Source organism: Bacillus sp. ISL-77 (assembly GCF_018613105.1).
This window is the reverse complement of sequence record NZ_JAGGQY010000036.1, coordinates 202,525-218,673: the sequence shown is the minus strand read 5'-3', so window position 1 is coordinate 218,673 and position 16,149 is coordinate 202,525. Positions and strand designations below refer to the sequence as shown.

The window sequence follows — 16,149 nt, the reverse complement described above, 5'->3', positions numbered from 1 at the left end:
TGTACAATTAAGAAAAAAGCTTGGAGGATGTTTTTTATGTGGAGTGAATTTAAACAATTTGCCATGAAGGGCAATGTCATCGATTTAGCCGTCGGGGTTATTATCGGTGCAGCATTTGGAAAAATAGTGTCTTCTCTTGTCGCCGATATAATTATGCCCTTAGTTGGGGTAATCATTGGAGGCGTTGATTTTGATTTTTCTGATCTTGCCTATGGTAAATTAACATATGGTAAATTCATCCAAACAGTCGTTGATTTCTTAATCATTTCTTTTTCCATTTTCCTCTTTGTGAAGTTTCTTAACCGATTTAATAAGAAAGAGCAACCAGCAGCGGTTGTTGCGAAAGTGGACCGAACGGAAGAGCTTTTAGCAGAAATTCGCGATTTATTAAAAGAAGATAAAGATTTTTTAAGAAAAAATGAAACATCTTGACCATATCATCGTATATGTTAGTAATAAATAATTTTTGAGGTGAAAAATTTGTATACTCAAACATCTACTGAATTTTTGCCATCTGTTTTACGAACATTTGCCCTTTCGCTTGCGATTGCTTTCTTGGGTACAATGGCAGGAGTATTTGTTCCATCTAGCCTATTTATGCCATTAGCCATTTTAGAATTTGTCATGCTCATGGTTGCCTTTTTTTTCAGACGCAAAAAGGCGATTTCTTATTCATTCTTATACATTTTTACATTTATATCTGGAATAACCCTTTATCCAATCGTAGCTTATTACTTAGCTACAGCAGGTGCTAACGTGGTTGTTATGGCATTCGCCAGTACAACGGTTGTTTTTACAGGTGTTGCTATTTATGCGACTAAATCAAAACAAAACTTTTCCTTTTTAGGAGGATTCCTGCTTGCTGCCTTGCTTGCATTAGTGGCCATTTCCATTTTTAATATCTTCTTTCCATTAGGCTCCACAGGGATGCTTGCTTTCTCAATTATTGGAGTGATAGTGTTTAGCGGTTATGTTCTTTTTGATTTCAGCCGAATGAAGCATTACGGTGTAAGACCGGAAGAAGTACCATTGATGGCATTGAACTTATATTTGGATTTTATTAACCTTTTCGTCAGCATCCTTCGTATTTTGGGGATTCTTTCGAGCAAGGATTAACTAGGAAAGCGGAAGCGCCCGTTTAGCGGCGTATCGACTGGAGCGCTCCAACTGAGATAAAGAATACACGGTGAGCGGAGCGAACCGATGTTGACTTATCGTAGGGCGGAGAGCGAAGTCCACTAGCCGCTGGGCGCTGGAGCTAGACAGCATGAGAAAGGAGCTTGGGTATCCAAGCTCCTTTTGCTTTTAGCTATTATATATTAACGTGAATCCGCGCTGAATCACCTGCTTTATTGATTTTTCCCAGTTTTTTTTCAGTAACATTTCAGTTATACGCTTAACGTTGGGATGGCTGCCATTGTGCTTCTTATAGAGTTCTAGTATTTCAAGCCTCAATAACCACTCATTGGGGTACTGCTGATCCAAGGTTGATATTACTTTTTCCAAGCTGGACCAACTCTGTTCATTCCACACCGGACTCTCACGTAAACTGCGGATTTCCTCATATAGCTTTTCTAGTTGATTCCAATTCTGCTGCACTACTGTTTCCTCTACAACATTTCTTTCCTCTATTGCTGGCCAGTCAAAGTAACCGTCTGGGTCAGCCGCGCCTGCAAAAACAGAGGTAATTTCTGCTCCCACCGCCATATCATAGGTCCCCCAAGATGGTTCAAAAAGGACTTGACCCTTGAATTTTACTTGGCAATCCTTAAATGAGATTAAGATCGGCTTACCTGCAGACAACAAAATAGTCTTCACGATCCCTTTTACATTGACACCGCTTTCAAATTTCAATACTGCTTCGTTTCCTTCAATAATGCCTAAATCCTTTAAGTGATCAAGCGAGCTATTCTCAATTACAATCTTTCCTTCAAGTTTGCCTATTGGTGTCCCAAAGCCTTTATGATGTGTCTCTCTGCCATGGTCCACTAATTGTTTCTGATCAAGCGATAGTGCTGTAGGTCCCTTCGTTCTGATATAAACAGCTTCCCCTTTATCATCCTTCAAAATCGTTGTTAGTGTGCCGGTCACTTGCAACCCTGAAGAGAAGACAACAGTTGCGAGATTATCAGATTGCAAAGCTTTTTCTAGGCTTTCCGTTCCACCTTTTTGAAATGCCATGGTAGAAGCAAATTGATCAATAGCCGCTGCTAGTTCATCAAAGTTCTTACAAACAAATAGTTGCGGCTGCGGCTTTGTGACATCATATGGTGTCTTAATACATTCTTCTACTGAGAATGGGATCTTTTTGACATCATCAGCTAGACAACTTTGACTCTCACCTACTGATGATAGTAGGCCAGCTCCATAAATTTTCGGATTCTTTAGGTCACCAACTAATCCATATTCTACCGTCCACCAAAAAAGCCTTGAAACTTGATCGGCCTCTGATAGACCTTTGACCTTCTTTCTAGCTTCTGCTACCAGTCTTTCTGCCTCTTTAACCTGCTCTGGTGTAGAATTTGGATCTTCGGCAACAATTGTTAAATGACGAACTGCTTTAAATACCTCTAGCTTTTCTTTACTTGAGAGTGCTTTTGCTCCCATTTCGCCGATTTTCCTAACAAATTCCCGATATGATTTATCTAATAAAATGGGCGCGTGTCCAGCTGCCTCATGGATCATATCCGGTGCAGGGGTATAGGCAATGTTTTGTATTTTTCTTATTTCCGTTGCAATTGGTAAAATACAATTTGCCAGAAAGCCATAAAACGCTGTGCCAGGAATTAACCCAGCAATCGTGACGGCCCCCCAACCCACTTTTGCTAGACTGGTATTCATGTCATCTACTTTTGGAATCGATTCAGTTTTAATTCCTGAATCGTTTAGGCCATTCACATATGCAGGATGGGCGATATCTTTTAAAAAGTAATGATTTTGTTTCATGACAAAACGCCATACCGCATGATCGATAGGCGTATAACGGTTGTAATATTGCTTTGAAATATACGGAAGTAACTGTACCGGAGACCTTTTTGTTTCATTTCCTGTCATCCTCAACATTCTCCTTTGCAAAGAATATTCTTTGATGAAGCAATTATGCGAGTGATTGCATTTTTGGGCGAAGTCTCTCCTTCGCTCTTTTCATTCTTGTTTTTACTGTCGACATTGGCAGATTACTTTTCTTCGCGATTTCAATGAGTGAGAAATTTTGATAGTAATAAAGATAAATAGGATAACGGTAAATTTCCGGTAATAGGTTTACCTTTTCAGCCATCTGTTCAGCAGAAAATTTATGTAAGACTTCCTCTTCTGGAATGACGCTTGGTTCGAATGAGGCTGAATAGGAATAAACTCCTTCCTTCCAAAATTGCTTAGATTTATTTTCCTTCCGCCAATAATCACGGCATTTATTGATTGCAATCGTAAAAAACCAGCCTTTGTATTTAGATTGCTCTTTAATTGAAGGATATGCTAAATAAGCTGAGAGTAATACCTCTTGATAGATGTCCTCTGCAAGTTCTTTATGCTTCACTAAAGACAAAATATATTTATAAATGGATCTTCCATGTTCCATAACCACTTCTTCAAATGATGGGACAATTCCAGCAAGCATGTTCTCCATCCTTTCCATCTTTAAAATGATCTACGTTCTATTAGACGGAATTGACAGCATTCACCCCTACAGTTATAAAGAAAATTTCTCAGGAGTTTATCGCTCAGTAGTATTTTGAATGAAGCCTTTCATAAAAATACTGACGCCAATTTTCTTGCAGATCGTTAGATAATGCATGAGGGCCAACAAAACAGCGCCTGTATTCATCCCAATAATAACGCCATTCATTCTCCATTCCGGCATGGCTGCAAGCAAAAGAATGAGCGAAAAAGAGATGATCGTCGACCAAATAATATGAATGAAGGTCTCTTTAAGTAGATTAAGTCCAAACAAAAAGGCCTGCATCGGCATGATAAAAAAGTGAAATAAGAAAAATGGCCAGAGTAATTGTAAAAATAGGGCAGGTGTTTCTGATTTAAAAAATAGCGACGTTAACTCGGGTGCAAAGAAGTAGAAAATAGCTACGGATATGACCCCATATACAAAGGTTAGCTTCATCACCTGTAGAAGCATTTTTTGGAGCCTTTGGTAATCACCCTCTGCGTATGTCTTGGACACAGCTGGGATTAGAACGACCATTAACGAGTGAGCAATAAAACCCGGAAAAAAGCCTATCGAAATGGCCACCCCCATCAGCATTCCAAATTGCTCTGTCGCTAATGTATCGCTCAAGCCAGAACGAACCAATGCTGCCTTAATGATAAAGGGCTGTATGGCACCAGTAAAAGCTGAAAACAAGCGAAGACCTGTTGTTGGAATCGAAACTGCCATTAGATTTTTCTGAACTACCTTGCGTTTCATATTAGAAAATGGCTGTCGCTTCAATTGCTGAAATTGGATAATAAACATGTATATTAAATAAAGGAACACAACTATCTCGCTTCCTATAAACGTACCAATCGCGATTAACACTGACTCAGCTGTGTCGAAAGCAAAGAAACGGAAAAGGAGGAACAGTCCTGCGAGTTGAATCGTTTTCCTTAAAAAATTTGAGACTGCTATTTTCCCCATTTGCTGCTTGCCCATAAAATATCCCCTTGCGACGGAGGTGAAGGAAATGATGGGTATTAAGATCAAAACAAGCCATCTTACGTATGGGTGATATTTGTCAAACACAGGAATAAACGGAATGATTACAGTAGCTGCTAAAAAAAGGGCAGCCGAGAACACAATCGTAATCGTAATCGCATGATGAAGGATATTTCGGTGATAACGATCTTCCCTTTCTGCAATAAATTTTGAAATCGATACAGGCAACTCAAAGCTGGATAGTAACACAATTAAGAAGATCGATGGCAAAATGGACATATACAGACCTAGCCCATGTGGTCCTAACTCTCGAGCAAGAATCATATTTACTAAAATTTCAATACCTTCCCCCAAAAAAGCAGCTACAGCTAAAAAGAATATCCCCTTATAATAAATAGCCAATTTTTTCTCCTCCATACTCATCTCACTTTTATAAACTTATGAGACAAGTTCTTTGATTATTAGAGAAAAATTTTTAGGAGAACAAAAAAAAGGGCTCGCAGCCCTTTAAACGTTCACCATTACTGTTTTTTTTCTGATCATCCATGTTAATAAAACAATAACCGTGACTAATAATAACTGTGTAATCGTCGTTTCCCAGGTTGGATATAATCCGATCCAATCGATAAACGGAAACTGATGTACGGTGCTAGTCGGCAGCACATTCGAAATTTGCAAAGCATGGATACTAATACCAAGAATTTTAAAGGCTAAGAAATAGATAAGAATGGTAGCAGCCTTAAAGAAAAAACGAATCGGAATTTTTACACTGTAGTAGATAATTGCAAAACCCACAATCACTAGGATTCCTACTGCAAGGATTACACCCAAAACCAGTTGCTGCAAGCTTATATAGGGCGTGATTCCTGTATAGAATATGATCGTCTCTGCCCCTTCACGGAAAACTGACAGAAAACTAATCAGTGCAAATGAAAAAAGACTTCCTCTAGCGATCGCTTGCTCCATTTGTTGATTAATATATTTATTCCAGTTCCCGATACTGGATTTATTATGGAGCCATGCCCCAACGGTTAACATCATAATGACAGCGACAACCCCAGTGATTCCCTCAATATATTCTCGGCTAGAAGCAGCAACTATTCGTGAGAATACAATATTGATAATAATGGCTAGAACAGCACTGGCAAGCATACCTGCTCCAACACCGGCCCAAATCCATTTCTGTTTCGCGCCCTGACCCATTTTCTTCAGAAAGGCAAGCAATGTGGCCACGATTAATAACCCTTCTAACCCTTCACGCAACAAAATTAATGCGGCATCCCATAAAGAATAATCAGTTTTACTAATTAACGGCGCTAGACGGGAATTTAATTCCTTTACGATCTCCTCTGCTTTTGGACCATCAACATTTGCAGAGTTTATAAGACTAATAGCTGTAGGTATTTTTGTTTCAACATCACTATACAACTTACTGTCTCTTGTCTGAACATCCCCTTCAATCATTGGCCAAATGTTTAGTATTTCAGTTAACTGGTCAGAAGCACTCTTATAGTTTTCTTTTGCAATCTGTGTTTCTGCATTACTCAATAATGTAGTTAGATCGGATAGTGAATAATCCCCTTTAACCTGAGTAGAAACCTTACCAGCCAAGAAATTCACCACTTCTTTGTCTAGTTTCTCTACATTTGTTTCAGCTTTCTCTAAATCAGCAGGAGCCTGTGTAATCGCAATTCGGATCAATGCCAAGTATTTTTCAATGTTACCGTAGGCGACAATACTTTCATCATGAACCGTTTTTTCAGAGGCATTCCATTTATTTAGCAGCCTTTGATATTGGGCTTTCAAAACAGACTGATTCCCATCTTCAATCGATTGTTTCAAGGTGGCGATGAGCGGTTTCAGCTGCTTTACTTGCTCTTTTCCTTTTTCTTTATCCTGTGGATTTTGTTCTTGGTCATAGAGAACCAATGCACTTGATAAAGAGGAAAGACTCTTTGAAAAAACCTCTTTTTCCACATTCTCTTTGGCTAGTAAACTTTGAACCTCATGAAGTTCTTGTTCAACCTTTTCAGCCTGTTTACTATCTTCTTTCTTAATCGATGCCCATTCGTTAGCAAACAGCTCCATATTTCTCATAACTGCTGAATGGTCGCCATCTTTGGCTTTCATTAAGCTATCGCCGATTAGAACGAAAAGCTCATCATGATTCACAGCCGCTTTCACTGGCTGGACTGTTTGAAAAAGAATGAAAAACATCATTAATAATAATATAGTATTACTTTTTGTCTTAAATCGTCGCATGCGTCTCTCTCCTCTAATAAAAGGAAAAACCTTAGTTAAAAAGTGTTTCTCCTATAAAACCACCTGATTTCGTTCCTGGTAAACAAGCAAAGATGGCACTTCCTCTATGGGATATATATTCATTTAATTTATCCATCTTGGCCAATCTATTTTGTATCGGAATAAATTGTTTACTAGGAGCACGCTGGAAACATAAGAAAAATAGACCCGCATCAAAGCTGCCGGTTTTCAGATCCATTCCATCCGAATAGGAATAGGCCCTGCGCAGAATCTGCTGGGAACCGTCCCCATGGGATAAGCGTGTATGCGAATCGGCAGGGATGCTATATTCGCCTTTTTCATTTTTTTGCTTCAAATCAAGTTTTTCAAATTCATTTTTTTGCCCAATTGGTGCACCATTTTCACGATAACGGCCAAAGGTATTTTCTTGATCTTTTAATGTTGTACGGTCCCACACTTCAATAAACATTTGAATTCGACGGACAACAAGGTAACTTCCATTCACCAGCCAATTAGGGCCATCCCCAGGCTGAACCCAAACCTGCTTGTTCATTTGTGATTCATTGTTTACATCAGGATTAGCTGTCCCATCTTTAAAGCCAAACAAATTCCTTGGCGTTTCACTTTTGGGGTCTGCTTGTTTCGTGCGTTGAAACCCTGTTTGTGCCCAGCGTAAAATTGCCTTCCCTCTTGCAATTCGAATCAGATTTCGAACCGCGTGAAAGGCTACTTGCAAATCATCGGCGCAGGCTTGAATACAAAGGTCGCCTCCGGTCCATTCTTCTTCCAGCGCATCTAGCGGAAATTTAGGAAGGTCAACTAATTCTTTCGGCTGCTTGGCTTTAAGACCAAACCTGTCTTGATTATCTTTAACGAACAGACTAGGACCAACCCCAAATGTAATAGTTAAATTAGAAGCAGATAACCCAGCGGCCTCTCCCGTATCTTTTGGCGGGAGGAACTCATTACTCGATAAATCCCCCACTGCTTTTCCTTCAGATAACAAGGCTGCGGCTTTTGTCCAATCCTTGAATAATTGAACCAAATCTTCCTTTTTCGAGGTAGTTACATCCAAGGAAACAAAATAAACATGGTTTTGTGTTTTCGTCGTGATGCCACTTTGATGTTTTCCATAGAAGGGCACGATCTCATGGTCATCTTTGGTGGTAGCTTTGCTTTCAGAAATCGAAAGCAAACCGCTTAGTCCTGAAGCGCCCAGAATTACTCCGACACCGCCAACACCGGCCGTTTTTAGGATATCTCTTCTCGAAATCTTATTTCCGATTGATGTAGATTCATCGATGATGTTTTTATTCTTTGCCAATTAAGACGCCTCCGTAACAAGTCCTATTTGTGAGAGTGGTTCAGCTAGTGCGTCAATCGCCTGGCTTAGTTCTTTAACCTGTGCTTCCGTTAAATCAGTATAGAGCTTATAGCCTTCGCCTTTTTTATGCTGGTTTAGTAGATTATAAACATCATTGAAACGCGCTTCTATTTCTTTTGAAACGTCCTCATCTTTTTTCTTTAATTCCGGATTTAGGAGTTGGTAAATCTTTTCTGCTCCCTCCACATTAGCAGCAAAATCATATAAATCTGTATGGGAATAACGATCCTCTTCGCCTGTTACCTTGGAAGTAGAAACCTCATTTAATAGATCAACTGCTCCAGTTATTAATAATTCAGGTGTCACTTCTACGGTATCTACCTTTGCACGTAAAAGATTGACATCTTTCATTAACTGCTCAGCATATTGTTCATATCCTTTGGTCGTTTTGTCGATCCATAGGCCCTTTTCTATCCGGTGGTAGCCGCCCCATTCCGCTTCCGGGACATCTCCTTCTCGTGCATCAATCTTCGGGTCAAGGTCGCCGAACACTTCCGCAATTGGTTCGGCGCGCTCATAGTGCATCCGTGCGGGCCCATAAAGAGCTTTAGCCTCTTCTATATCTCCATTTTCAACAGCGGTTGTAAAGGCATCTGTTGCCTTAACAAATTCTTCAATTTCTCCTAAGGCATATGCCCTGTAATCATCTGTGACCCCAGTAAGTGAAGCCTGACTTGTAACTACTTTGTCTTTTACCTTTTCTATAGTTGCTGTTTTCTCCGTATTATTTGAACATCCAAATAGTAGACTGCTAGATATAATTAGAGTGCCTGACACTTTTAATAGTTTCATTTATGTAATCCTCCAGTATCTATAATAATGATAATCATTTTCATTTATATAATAACAGCAAATGAGAAATGTTTTCAATTATATTTTTAAAATTTTATAAAAAAAGAAAAAAACCTTCCTTTTTAGGAAAGTCTTAGAGATTTATTTAATTAATGAATGCTTAAATGCATAAATGACCGCTTGCGTTCTATCTTGGACGTTCAACTTACTCAAAATATTACTGACATGGGTTTTGACGGTTTTGAGGGCAATAAATAACTCATCAGCAATGTCTTGATTGGTTTTGCCTTCTGCCATTAATAATAATATTTCAATTTCACGGGTGGTAAGGTCTTCGTGTGGCATATGTGTATTTTTTTGGCGCATTTTTACCATCATTTTTCCGGTTACTTCCGGTTCAAGGACTGATTGTCCATGGTATGTAGCACGGACTGCATTCGCAATTTCACCCGCTTTAGAGGTCTTCAGCATGTAGCTGGTTGCCCCTGCTTCAAGTGCAGGATAAACTTTTTCATCGTCCAAAAAGCTTGTCACGATAATGACCTTTGCTTCCGGCCACTGTTCAATGATTTGCTTTGTGGCTTCAATCCCGTCCATTTCCTTCATTACTAAATCCATTAGAATGATATCAGGGCGAAGTTCGAGGGCAAGCTCCACACCTTTTTTTCCATCGTCAGCTTCTCCAACTACCTCAATGTCTGGCTGCGCTGATAAATAAGAAGAAACTCCGATTCTAACCATTTCATGATCATCAACAAATACGACTCTAATCATTGGCACCATCTCCATTAATCATCACCGGAACCTTCACTTCCAGCCTTGTTCCTTGATTTTTTACACTAACCACTTTTAACGTGCCGCCTACTTCTACTGCACGCTCATGCATATTTTGCATTCCATAGGAACCTGCTTTCATCTCGTTTACATCAAAACCTATTCCGTCATCAATAATCCTTAAGATGACTAGATCATCCCGTTTTACCATCAGAACTTCGAGTTTATTGGCTTTCGAATGTCTTAACGTATTTGAGATCGACTCTTGGAGTATACGGAAAAGATGATCCTCTACTCCTTTATCTAACGGAAAAACCTCTGTCTTCCATTTAATATTCATCTCAACCTTTTGTGATAATTCGATTAATAGCTCTTCAATTCCTTCTTGAAGTGTTTTATTTTTTAAGGCAACGGGCCGTAAATGTAAAAGCAGGGCACGCATTTCCAACTGTGATTGGTGAATCATTTCTTCGACTAATTTCAATTGTTTCGCTTCGCGGTCATTTTCTACTGGTGATTGCTGTTTAGTTTCGTTGATTGCTGACATCATCATCGAAGCAGCAAATAATTGCTGACTGACAGAATCATGCAGTTCACGGGCCAAACGGTTCCGTTCCTGTTCAATAATTTCTTGGATTCTTCCTTCTAGGTCTTCCACTTTTTCAGTGGCTAATCGCTGCGAAAGCTTCGCTTGTTCGGACATTTGTTTGCCGATTTTCTCAATTCGGTTTGCAATGAGCTGCATTTCTGAGATAGCAGGTTTCTCCTTAACTACTTCTATTTGTTTTCCTTCCTCTAATAGATGCAAGGAGTGTTCAATGGATAGAAACTGCCTTCTCCAAAACACCCCAGAGACGGCACCTAAGAGAATCCCAACGGCAATGCTAAAGGCAGGGATAAAGATTACAAACGGAACATTCATGAAATGTTTACTCCACAATTCCGCCCAACTGCTTAGTGGGAAAACGAAGATAAAAATGGCACTGACAATAATCGCAAGGAAAAAGGAAAAGCCAACACTCCAGAAAATTTTTCGCTGGGTTGTGCTCATATCCGGCTCACCTCTAAATTTCCAACCATGAGCGAGGTGAAAATTTTCACTTTGTGTTCAGCTGTCTCATATCCTGCTGTTTTTAGGTGTAATACTCGATTGAAAAGTTTAGAGTCGTGGTGCTCGAAAACAGTCGTTGAACCCATGATGCATGAATGCTGGACACTAACATCAATATCATAAGGAACAAGGATTTGAATATTCCCAATCAGATTGCGAATAAAGATAACCGTTTCCCCTTTAGGCAGCATCGTAAAGCTCAGATCAATAATGGTATCACCGATCCCTGCCTGGATATTTACATCATTCCATTCGTAGGCACCCGGGGGGGTTTTTTGCTGGCCAAGGACGATATTTTCAAACAAAGGTTCTGACTTTATGACTGTTTCTTCATGGGAGGTTGGTTCGATTTCCGTGATTTCAGGTGAGATTTTCTTAGGTTTCTTTTTGGCATTTAAAAATTGAATAAAAAAGTGCAGTAATATCGCGACTAGTAAAAACTTAAACGTCATCATATTTAAGAGACTAAGGACTAAGAAAATAATCCCGCCGATAAAAAGTATTTTCCCCTTCTTTTTCCCCGCTCGTTTGCGGCCGAGGTAAATCATGCCTCCAGAGATAAAAAGAGAGAAAATTAGCCCACTGTTAAAAAATAGTATTTCCATGACTAAAATGATCGCACCGATAATGACCAGCCAGCCTATATAATCATTTTTAGTATTTTTAAACATGGTCCACCCTCCCTTATAACCATCTGGATAACTCTTTTATAGTTTGTATTATTATTGTTTATGGCCAAAAGGCGCAGAAATCCTACGCCTTTAGTGTCTAGCTCCAGCGCCTAGGGGCGCTTCCGCTTTTTTATTTAGCATATCATGTTTTGTATTTAAATGGACTTGCTTTCTTCCAATTTCATTTCTTTTTCTAGTTGTGCGACACGAGCATCGATTGTATTACGGTAGTATGAGCTATTCACTTGATGCTCTAAGCGGTCAAGATAGTTTTCAATATCTTTAAACTTCGAGTAGGATTTATCTGAATACGTATTAGAATCAAGCACCTGGTTGATTTGGAGGTTCGCTCGTGTTACATTTTCACGGCCCATTAATTCCATCCGTCTTAGGTGCATATCTTTTAGCTTGTGCTTCATTTCTTCATACTTTCTTTCTAATTCTACTAGTTGACTCTTTACTTGTTCAAGTGATGCACTCAAGCGGCTTGCACGGTCTGCATATTGCTGATGCTCTGCTGAAGCAAACTGATAAAGTTCTGATTCGCCTGCTTTAGAAGCAATTTCAGCTTGATACTTTCTTTTTTCAGCTAACTGGGAAGCTTGCTGATATTCTCTTGTAAATTCATCTTTCAGTGTGTATTGACGTTCTAATAGCTTTCTAACTTTCTCTGTTTCTTGCTCACACTGGCGTAGGTATTGATTTAATAAAGCAATTGGATTTTGTTTATCTTTTTGATCAAGTGCCTGGTGTAAATCTGCTGTAATCGTGTTTTTAATTCTTGTGAATAAGTTTGTCATGTTCATTCTCTCCTTTATTTCTTAATAATTTTTCAATTCATTCCACTGTTTTTCAAAATTAACAAATGGGTCATTTTCTTCCTTCACGGTTGTGTGCTTTTTCTCATTCCATTTTTTATAAACAAGGTATAACACATAAGCTGCTGCAACCCCTATAATTGCTGGAGCGTTATGAATCGATGCGATGAGGACAATGAATCCAATGATCCCAAGCCCAATTTTTCCTCCTGTCGATTCAGCTTTTAAGAACTGTTTGAATATGAAGTATAGGAGTGCTAAGCTGACGAGTAACCCCACCATTGGACCAATTGTGGAAAGCAAGATCATCGCTGCAATTCCACCTGATAACAGTAAACCAAATTTTTTCATTTTGTTTTGCTCCTTTCTTTATCTTGATTTCATCTTACCTCTTTTCATTGTTTATCATAATTGCGCTTGAGCTTGATTTTCATATCGGTCCTAAGACGTAGAAAGGGTCAGCCCCTAAGCGAAATGCTTAAGAAACTGACCCTTTTGTCTTACTTAGAAATAAACATCTGTACCCAATAGTGTCTTTGTGAGCCACCCTGTGCGTAGCCAACCCCAATATAGGTAGATCTCGTGCTTAAAATATTTGCCCTGTGACCGGAGCTATTCATCCAAGCTTGAACGACTGAAGCCGGCGTCGTTTGCCCTGCAGCAATGTTTTCAGCAGCTGAACGGTAGGAAATCCCAAAGCTTTTCATCATAGCAAACGGACTGCCATAGGTCGGACTGGTATGACTGAAATAGTTTTTATCTCTCATGTCATTGGCTTTATAACGAGCGACCCTTGAGAGCTCCCAATCAGGTGTTAATGCCTTCAAACCATTTTTTGCACGCTCCTGATTGGTTAACTGGATTACCTGGCTTTCAGTACTTTTTACAGCATCGAAACTCGGGATGGTTACCTTTTGACCAGGATAAATCAAATTTGGATTCGAAAATTGCCGGTTTGCCGAAATAATTTCGGAAATTCCAACTTGATACCTAACTGCGATTTTCCAAAGTGTGTCCCCCGGCTGAACGGTGTAAATTTGCTGGGCAAAAGACACACTTGGAATACAGAATAGTGATAATAAAAACAGAAAACTAAACCAAAAAGATTTTTTCATTTTTTCGCCTCCTCCGAATATATAATTTTGATTTCAGGCTCAAAATATACAGGGAAATGAAAAATAAAATGGAGCTGTCCATTAGGGAGAGACCAAGTGGATTTTGGAGGATTGAAGACGTGGAAGATATATCATGGATGACCTATATCATGTTAATTCTAGCTAGCTACCGTTTAACTCATTTAATTGTCTTTGATAAAATTACTGAATTTATCCGTAAACCTTTTGTTAAGAAAATAAAAGTAGAAACGGCCGATGGAGTGGAAACCAAGGAAGTTCCAACATCGATGTTTGGTTATTTATTGAAATGTTATTGGTGTGCTGGTGTTTGGAGCGCTGTTTTACTTGGGGGAGCCTATTTGCTCTTTCCGCGTATTACCTTTGTGGTTATTTTAATTCTCTCGATTGCCGGCGGTCAGTCGATTATCGAAACCTTTGTCGGCGTCAATATCAAAAAAGTTGACTACTATGCCGCACTTAAGAAAAAAGACTAAAACAAAATAGTATATTTCCCTCTGTGATTCATTGGAAAAATCCTCCCCCCTTATGCATATATTTTTAGTAAAGCTTAAGAAGTTAATACTTAAGCTAGACAAAGGGGGAATACAATGTCTGCTATTTGGTGGGTCACAACGATTGGTTTTGTCTTATTTCTCGGCTGTATTGGAGGAACATTTTTCCATTTCGTCAGAAGCGCCTTAAATACTGAAGACTCTACCCGTATTGATCCATTAAAAATTGATAAAGAGGAATGATTCTTTCTTATTCAGTCAAAGCCAAGTTTAAGGTTTGTCATATGCGTCGGCATCTTGCTAAGTTAATTCAGATTCTGTAGACCACGGGATCGTCATTATTAAACCTCTTAATATATAACGGGAAGAACCATGCATAAAGCAAGGTTCTTTTTTTGCGACTAAGGAAATATTTCCATACCTACATTAATTTTATCACTTTTGGAAAAATTAAATTTGATGTCATTTTTTTAGGCTGGAGGAGTATATATGAGTTCTTCTGAAAAAATCCCAAAATTCCCAAAAACGTATTGGCGTGAAATAGAATTACCTCCTTTTAATTCATTAGAACAAGATCTTTCTGTGGATGTTGCGATTGTTGGTGCCGGGATATCTGGAATTACCGCTGCCTATTTGCTGTCAAAGGAAGGCTTAAAGGTGGCCCTCTTAGAAGCAGGTGGTGTCTTGAATGGGACTACTGGCCACACAACTGCAAAATTAACGGCACAGCATAGCATTATTTATGATGAATTAATAAATCATTTTGGAATAGAAAAAGCAAGGCTTTATTATGAATCACATATGAATGCCATTCGATTTGTCGAAAGCTGCGTGGAGGAAAAAGGAATTGATTGTGATTTCAGTAAGCAAGACGCCTATGTTTATGCAACGACGGATGAGTATGTCGACAAGCTTAAAACGGAATGGGAAGCGTATAAAAGTCTAGAAATCGATGGGGCTTTAAAGGATACGATCCCCTTTAATATTCCTGCAAAAGGCGCTCTCATGATGCGCAATCAAGCGCAATATCATCCGCTTAAATTTCTAAAAGCACTATTAGATGATGCGGTTAAGGCGGGCTGTTCTGTTTATGAGAATACAGTCGCTTCAGACATTGAGGACGATGATACGGAACCAAAAGTTGTTACTAAGTCTGGACAAAGAGTATCATGCAAGCATGTGATTATTGCCTCCCATTTCCCTTTTTATGATAAACCAGGGCTTTACTTTGCGAGAATGTATGCGAGCAGGTCTTACGCAATCGGGATAAAAACAGATAAGGACTACCCTGGTGGCATGTATATCAGCGCCGATAACCCACCTCGATCGATTCGTTATACACCGCTTAATGGGGAAAAGGAAAAGTTATTGATCATCGGTGGTGAAAATCATAAAACGGGGCAAGGAATGGACACGCTGAAGCATTATGAAGCACTCGAAACGTTTGCTGAAGAGGTTTTTGGGATTAAGGAGTACGATTATCGCTGGTCTGCCCAGGATATGGTTACACTAGACAAACTTCCATATATTGGACATTATACTGAAGGCCGTGAGAATGTTTTAGTGGCCACGGGTTATAAAAAATGGGGGATGACAACAGGGATTCTCGCGGGTCACTTGTTGACCGATTATGTTATGGAAAGGGACAACCCATATATGAAGCTCTATTCACCGTCCCGATTCCAAGCTGATCCCGACTTAAAGAGTGTCATCACAACCAATGCAGATGTGGCTAAACATCTAATTAAAGGCAAACTTGAGTATACGGATAAGTCCGCAGATGATTTACAGGTGGGTGAAGGCTCCGTTGTCATGTATAACGGAAAAAGGGCCGGCGGTTATAAGGATGAAAACGGTAAACTATATGTTGTCGACACCACCTGCACCCATCTTGGCTGTGAGTGTGAATGGAATCATGCTGAAAAATCTTGGGATTGCCCGTGCCACGGTTCACGTTATGCTTATTCAGGCGATGTTATTGAGGGCCCCGCTAAAAAAGCACTTAAATTACTTGCAGAAGAGTGATTTTCGTCGTGTTTAACAAGATATCTATAAATGTGATGAT

Annotated in this window: 17 protein-coding genes; 5 read left to right on the top strand and 12 right to left on the bottom strand. The window is 39.4% G+C overall.

The annotated features are described in order from the left end of the window. The first annotated feature begins 36 nt into the window (after nucleotides 1-36). Nucleotides 37-432 carry a large-conductance mechanosensitive channel protein MscL gene (gene mscL / locus J7E77_RS14835; protein ID WP_214715328.1) on the top strand — a complete coding sequence of 132 codons (396 nt, stop codon included), beginning with the start codon at nucleotides 37-39 and terminating at the stop codon, nucleotides 430-432. Nucleotides 433-480: 48 nt separating this feature from the next. Further along, the gene (locus tag J7E77_RS14830; RefSeq protein ID WP_214715326.1) at nucleotides 481-1,116 is read left to right on the top strand and encodes a Bax inhibitor-1/YccA family protein; all 636 of its coding nucleotides are present in this window, start codon (nucleotides 481-483) and stop codon (nucleotides 1,114-1,116) included. Nucleotides 1,117-1,305: 189 nt separating this feature from the next. Here J7E77_RS14830 and J7E77_RS14825 read toward each other — a convergent pair whose 3' ends face one another. The 12 genes from J7E77_RS14825 to safA form a co-directional block, all read right to left on the bottom strand. Beyond that, nucleotides 1,306-3,054 (bottom strand): aromatic amino acid hydroxylase, encoded by a 1,749-nt coding sequence (locus J7E77_RS14825; RefSeq protein WP_251026958.1) that lies wholly within the window; start codon nucleotides 3,052-3,054, stop codon nucleotides 1,306-1,308. A 43-nt stretch (nucleotides 3,055-3,097) separates the two neighbouring features. After that, on the bottom strand, nucleotides 3,098-3,625 hold the full coding sequence (locus J7E77_RS14820; RefSeq protein ID WP_251026959.1) for an RNA polymerase sigma factor: 528 nt from the start codon (nucleotides 3,623-3,625) through the stop codon (nucleotides 3,098-3,100). Nucleotides 3,626-3,712: 87 nt separating this feature from the next. Continuing rightward, the gene (locus J7E77_RS14815) at nucleotides 3,713-5,047 is read right to left on the bottom strand and encodes a polysaccharide biosynthesis protein (RefSeq protein WP_214715324.1); all 1,335 of its coding nucleotides are present in this window, start codon (nucleotides 5,045-5,047) and stop codon (nucleotides 3,713-3,715) included. A 105-nt stretch (nucleotides 5,048-5,152) separates the two neighbouring features. Next, on the bottom strand, nucleotides 5,153-6,907 hold the full coding sequence (locus J7E77_RS14810) for an FTR1 family iron permease (protein WP_214715322.1): 1,755 nt from the start codon (nucleotides 6,905-6,907) through the stop codon (nucleotides 5,153-5,155). A gap of 31 nt (nucleotides 6,908-6,938) precedes the next feature. Further along, nucleotides 6,939-8,231, bottom strand: a complete 1,293-nt coding sequence (efeB, locus tag J7E77_RS14805; protein WP_214715321.1) for an iron uptake transporter deferrochelatase/peroxidase subunit — start codon at nucleotides 8,229-8,231, stop codon at nucleotides 6,939-6,941. Then, the gene (gene efeO, locus J7E77_RS14800; protein WP_214715320.1) at nucleotides 8,232-9,083 is read right to left on the bottom strand and encodes an iron uptake system protein EfeO; all 852 of its coding nucleotides are present in this window, start codon (nucleotides 9,081-9,083) and stop codon (nucleotides 8,232-8,234) included. A 141-nt stretch (nucleotides 9,084-9,224) separates the two neighbouring features. Then, nucleotides 9,225-9,857 carry a response regulator transcription factor gene (locus tag J7E77_RS14795; protein ID WP_088085790.1) on the bottom strand — a complete coding sequence of 211 codons (633 nt, stop codon included), beginning with the start codon at nucleotides 9,855-9,857 and terminating at the stop codon, nucleotides 9,225-9,227. Continuing rightward, the gene (locus tag J7E77_RS14790; RefSeq protein ID WP_214715319.1) at nucleotides 9,850-10,908 is read right to left on the bottom strand and encodes a sensor histidine kinase; all 1,059 of its coding nucleotides are present in this window, start codon (nucleotides 10,906-10,908) and stop codon (nucleotides 9,850-9,852) included. Before J7E77_RS14790 ends, J7E77_RS14795 begins: the two co-directional genes overlap by 8 nt. Further along, complete coding sequence (gene liaF, locus J7E77_RS14785) at nucleotides 10,905-11,639, bottom strand: cell wall-active antibiotics response protein LiaF (protein ID WP_214715318.1); 735 nt, start codon at nucleotides 11,637-11,639, stop codon at nucleotides 10,905-10,907. The genes J7E77_RS14790 and liaF overlap by 4 nt, the downstream gene beginning before the upstream one ends. A 155-nt stretch (nucleotides 11,640-11,794) precedes the next feature. After that, a complete protein-coding gene (locus J7E77_RS14780) occupies nucleotides 11,795-12,439 on the bottom strand; it encodes a PspA/IM30 family protein (protein ID WP_088085787.1) in 645 nt (214 codons plus the stop codon). Nucleotides 12,440-12,460: 21 nt separating this feature from the next. Next, complete coding sequence (locus J7E77_RS14775; protein ID WP_214715317.1) at nucleotides 12,461-12,808, bottom strand: lmo0954 family membrane protein; 348 nt, start codon at nucleotides 12,806-12,808, stop codon at nucleotides 12,461-12,463. Nucleotides 12,809-12,957: 149 nt separating this feature from the next. Next, nucleotides 12,958-13,572: a SafA/ExsA family spore coat assembly protein gene (gene safA / locus J7E77_RS14770; protein ID WP_214715316.1), complete on the bottom strand. Its 615-nt coding sequence runs from the start codon at nucleotides 13,570-13,572 to the stop codon at nucleotides 12,958-12,960. A gap of 119 nt (nucleotides 13,573-13,691) precedes the next feature. Between safA and J7E77_RS14765 the strand changes: the two genes are divergently transcribed. The 3 genes from J7E77_RS14765 to J7E77_RS14755 all read left to right on the top strand — a co-directional run bounded on the left by J7E77_RS14765 (nucleotide 13,692) and on the right by J7E77_RS14755 (nucleotide 16,109). Beyond that, a complete protein-coding gene (locus tag J7E77_RS14765; protein WP_214715315.1) occupies nucleotides 13,692-14,066 on the top strand; it encodes a DUF1360 domain-containing protein in 375 nt (124 codons plus the stop codon). 114 nt (nucleotides 14,067-14,180) lie between these two features. Next, nucleotides 14,181-14,327, top strand: coding sequence for a hypothetical protein (locus J7E77_RS14760; protein WP_214715314.1), 147 nt, complete (start codon nucleotides 14,181-14,183; stop codon nucleotides 14,325-14,327). 246 nt (nucleotides 14,328-14,573) lie between these two features. After that, complete coding sequence (locus J7E77_RS14755; protein WP_214715313.1) at nucleotides 14,574-16,109, top strand: FAD-dependent oxidoreductase; 1,536 nt, start codon at nucleotides 14,574-14,576, stop codon at nucleotides 16,107-16,109. The last annotated feature ends 40 nt before the right edge of the window (nucleotides 16,110-16,149 follow it).

Bases quoted from the DNA above. Each gene is read 5' to 3' on its own strand.
- efeO (WP_214715320.1), bottom strand. From the start codon at position 9,083: ATGAAACTATTAAAAGTGTCAGGCACTCTAATTATATCTAGCAGTCTA.
- mscL (WP_214715328.1), top strand. From the start codon at position 37: ATGTGGAGTGAATTTAAACAATTTGCCATGAAGGGCAATGTCATCGAT.
- J7E77_RS14820 (WP_251026959.1), bottom strand. From the start codon at position 3,625: ATGGAGAACATGCTTGCTGGAATTGTCCCATCATTTGAAGAAGTGGTT.
- J7E77_RS14790 (WP_214715319.1), bottom strand. From the start codon at position 10,908: ATGAGCACAACCCAGCGAAAAATTTTCTGGAGTGTTGGCTTTTCCTTT.
- J7E77_RS14780 (WP_088085787.1), bottom strand. From the start codon at position 12,439: ATGACAAACTTATTCACAAGAATTAAAAACACGATTACAGCAGATTTA.
- J7E77_RS14775 (WP_214715317.1), bottom strand. From the start codon at position 12,808: ATGAAAAAATTTGGTTTACTGTTATCAGGTGGAATTGCAGCGATGATC.
- J7E77_RS14760 (WP_214715314.1), top strand. From the start codon at position 14,181: ATGTCTGCTATTTGGTGGGTCACAACGATTGGTTTTGTCTTATTTCTC.
- J7E77_RS14810 (WP_214715322.1), bottom strand. From the start codon at position 6,907: ATGCGACGATTTAAGACAAAAAGTAATACTATATTATTATTAATGATG.
- J7E77_RS14755 (WP_214715313.1), top strand. From the start codon at position 14,574: ATGAGTTCTTCTGAAAAAATCCCAAAATTCCCAAAAACGTATTGGCGT.
- liaF (WP_214715318.1), bottom strand. From the start codon at position 11,639: ATGTTTAAAAATACTAAAAATGATTATATAGGCTGGCTGGTCATTATC.
- J7E77_RS14795 (WP_088085790.1), bottom strand. From the start codon at position 9,857: ATGATTAGAGTCGTATTTGTTGATGATCATGAAATGGTTAGAATCGGA.
- J7E77_RS14825 (WP_251026958.1), bottom strand. From the start codon at position 3,054: ATGACAGGAAATGAAACAAAAAGGTCTCCGGTACAGTTACTTCCGTAT.
- safA (WP_214715316.1), bottom strand. From the start codon at position 13,572: ATGAAAAAATCTTTTTGGTTTAGTTTTCTGTTTTTATTATCACTATTC.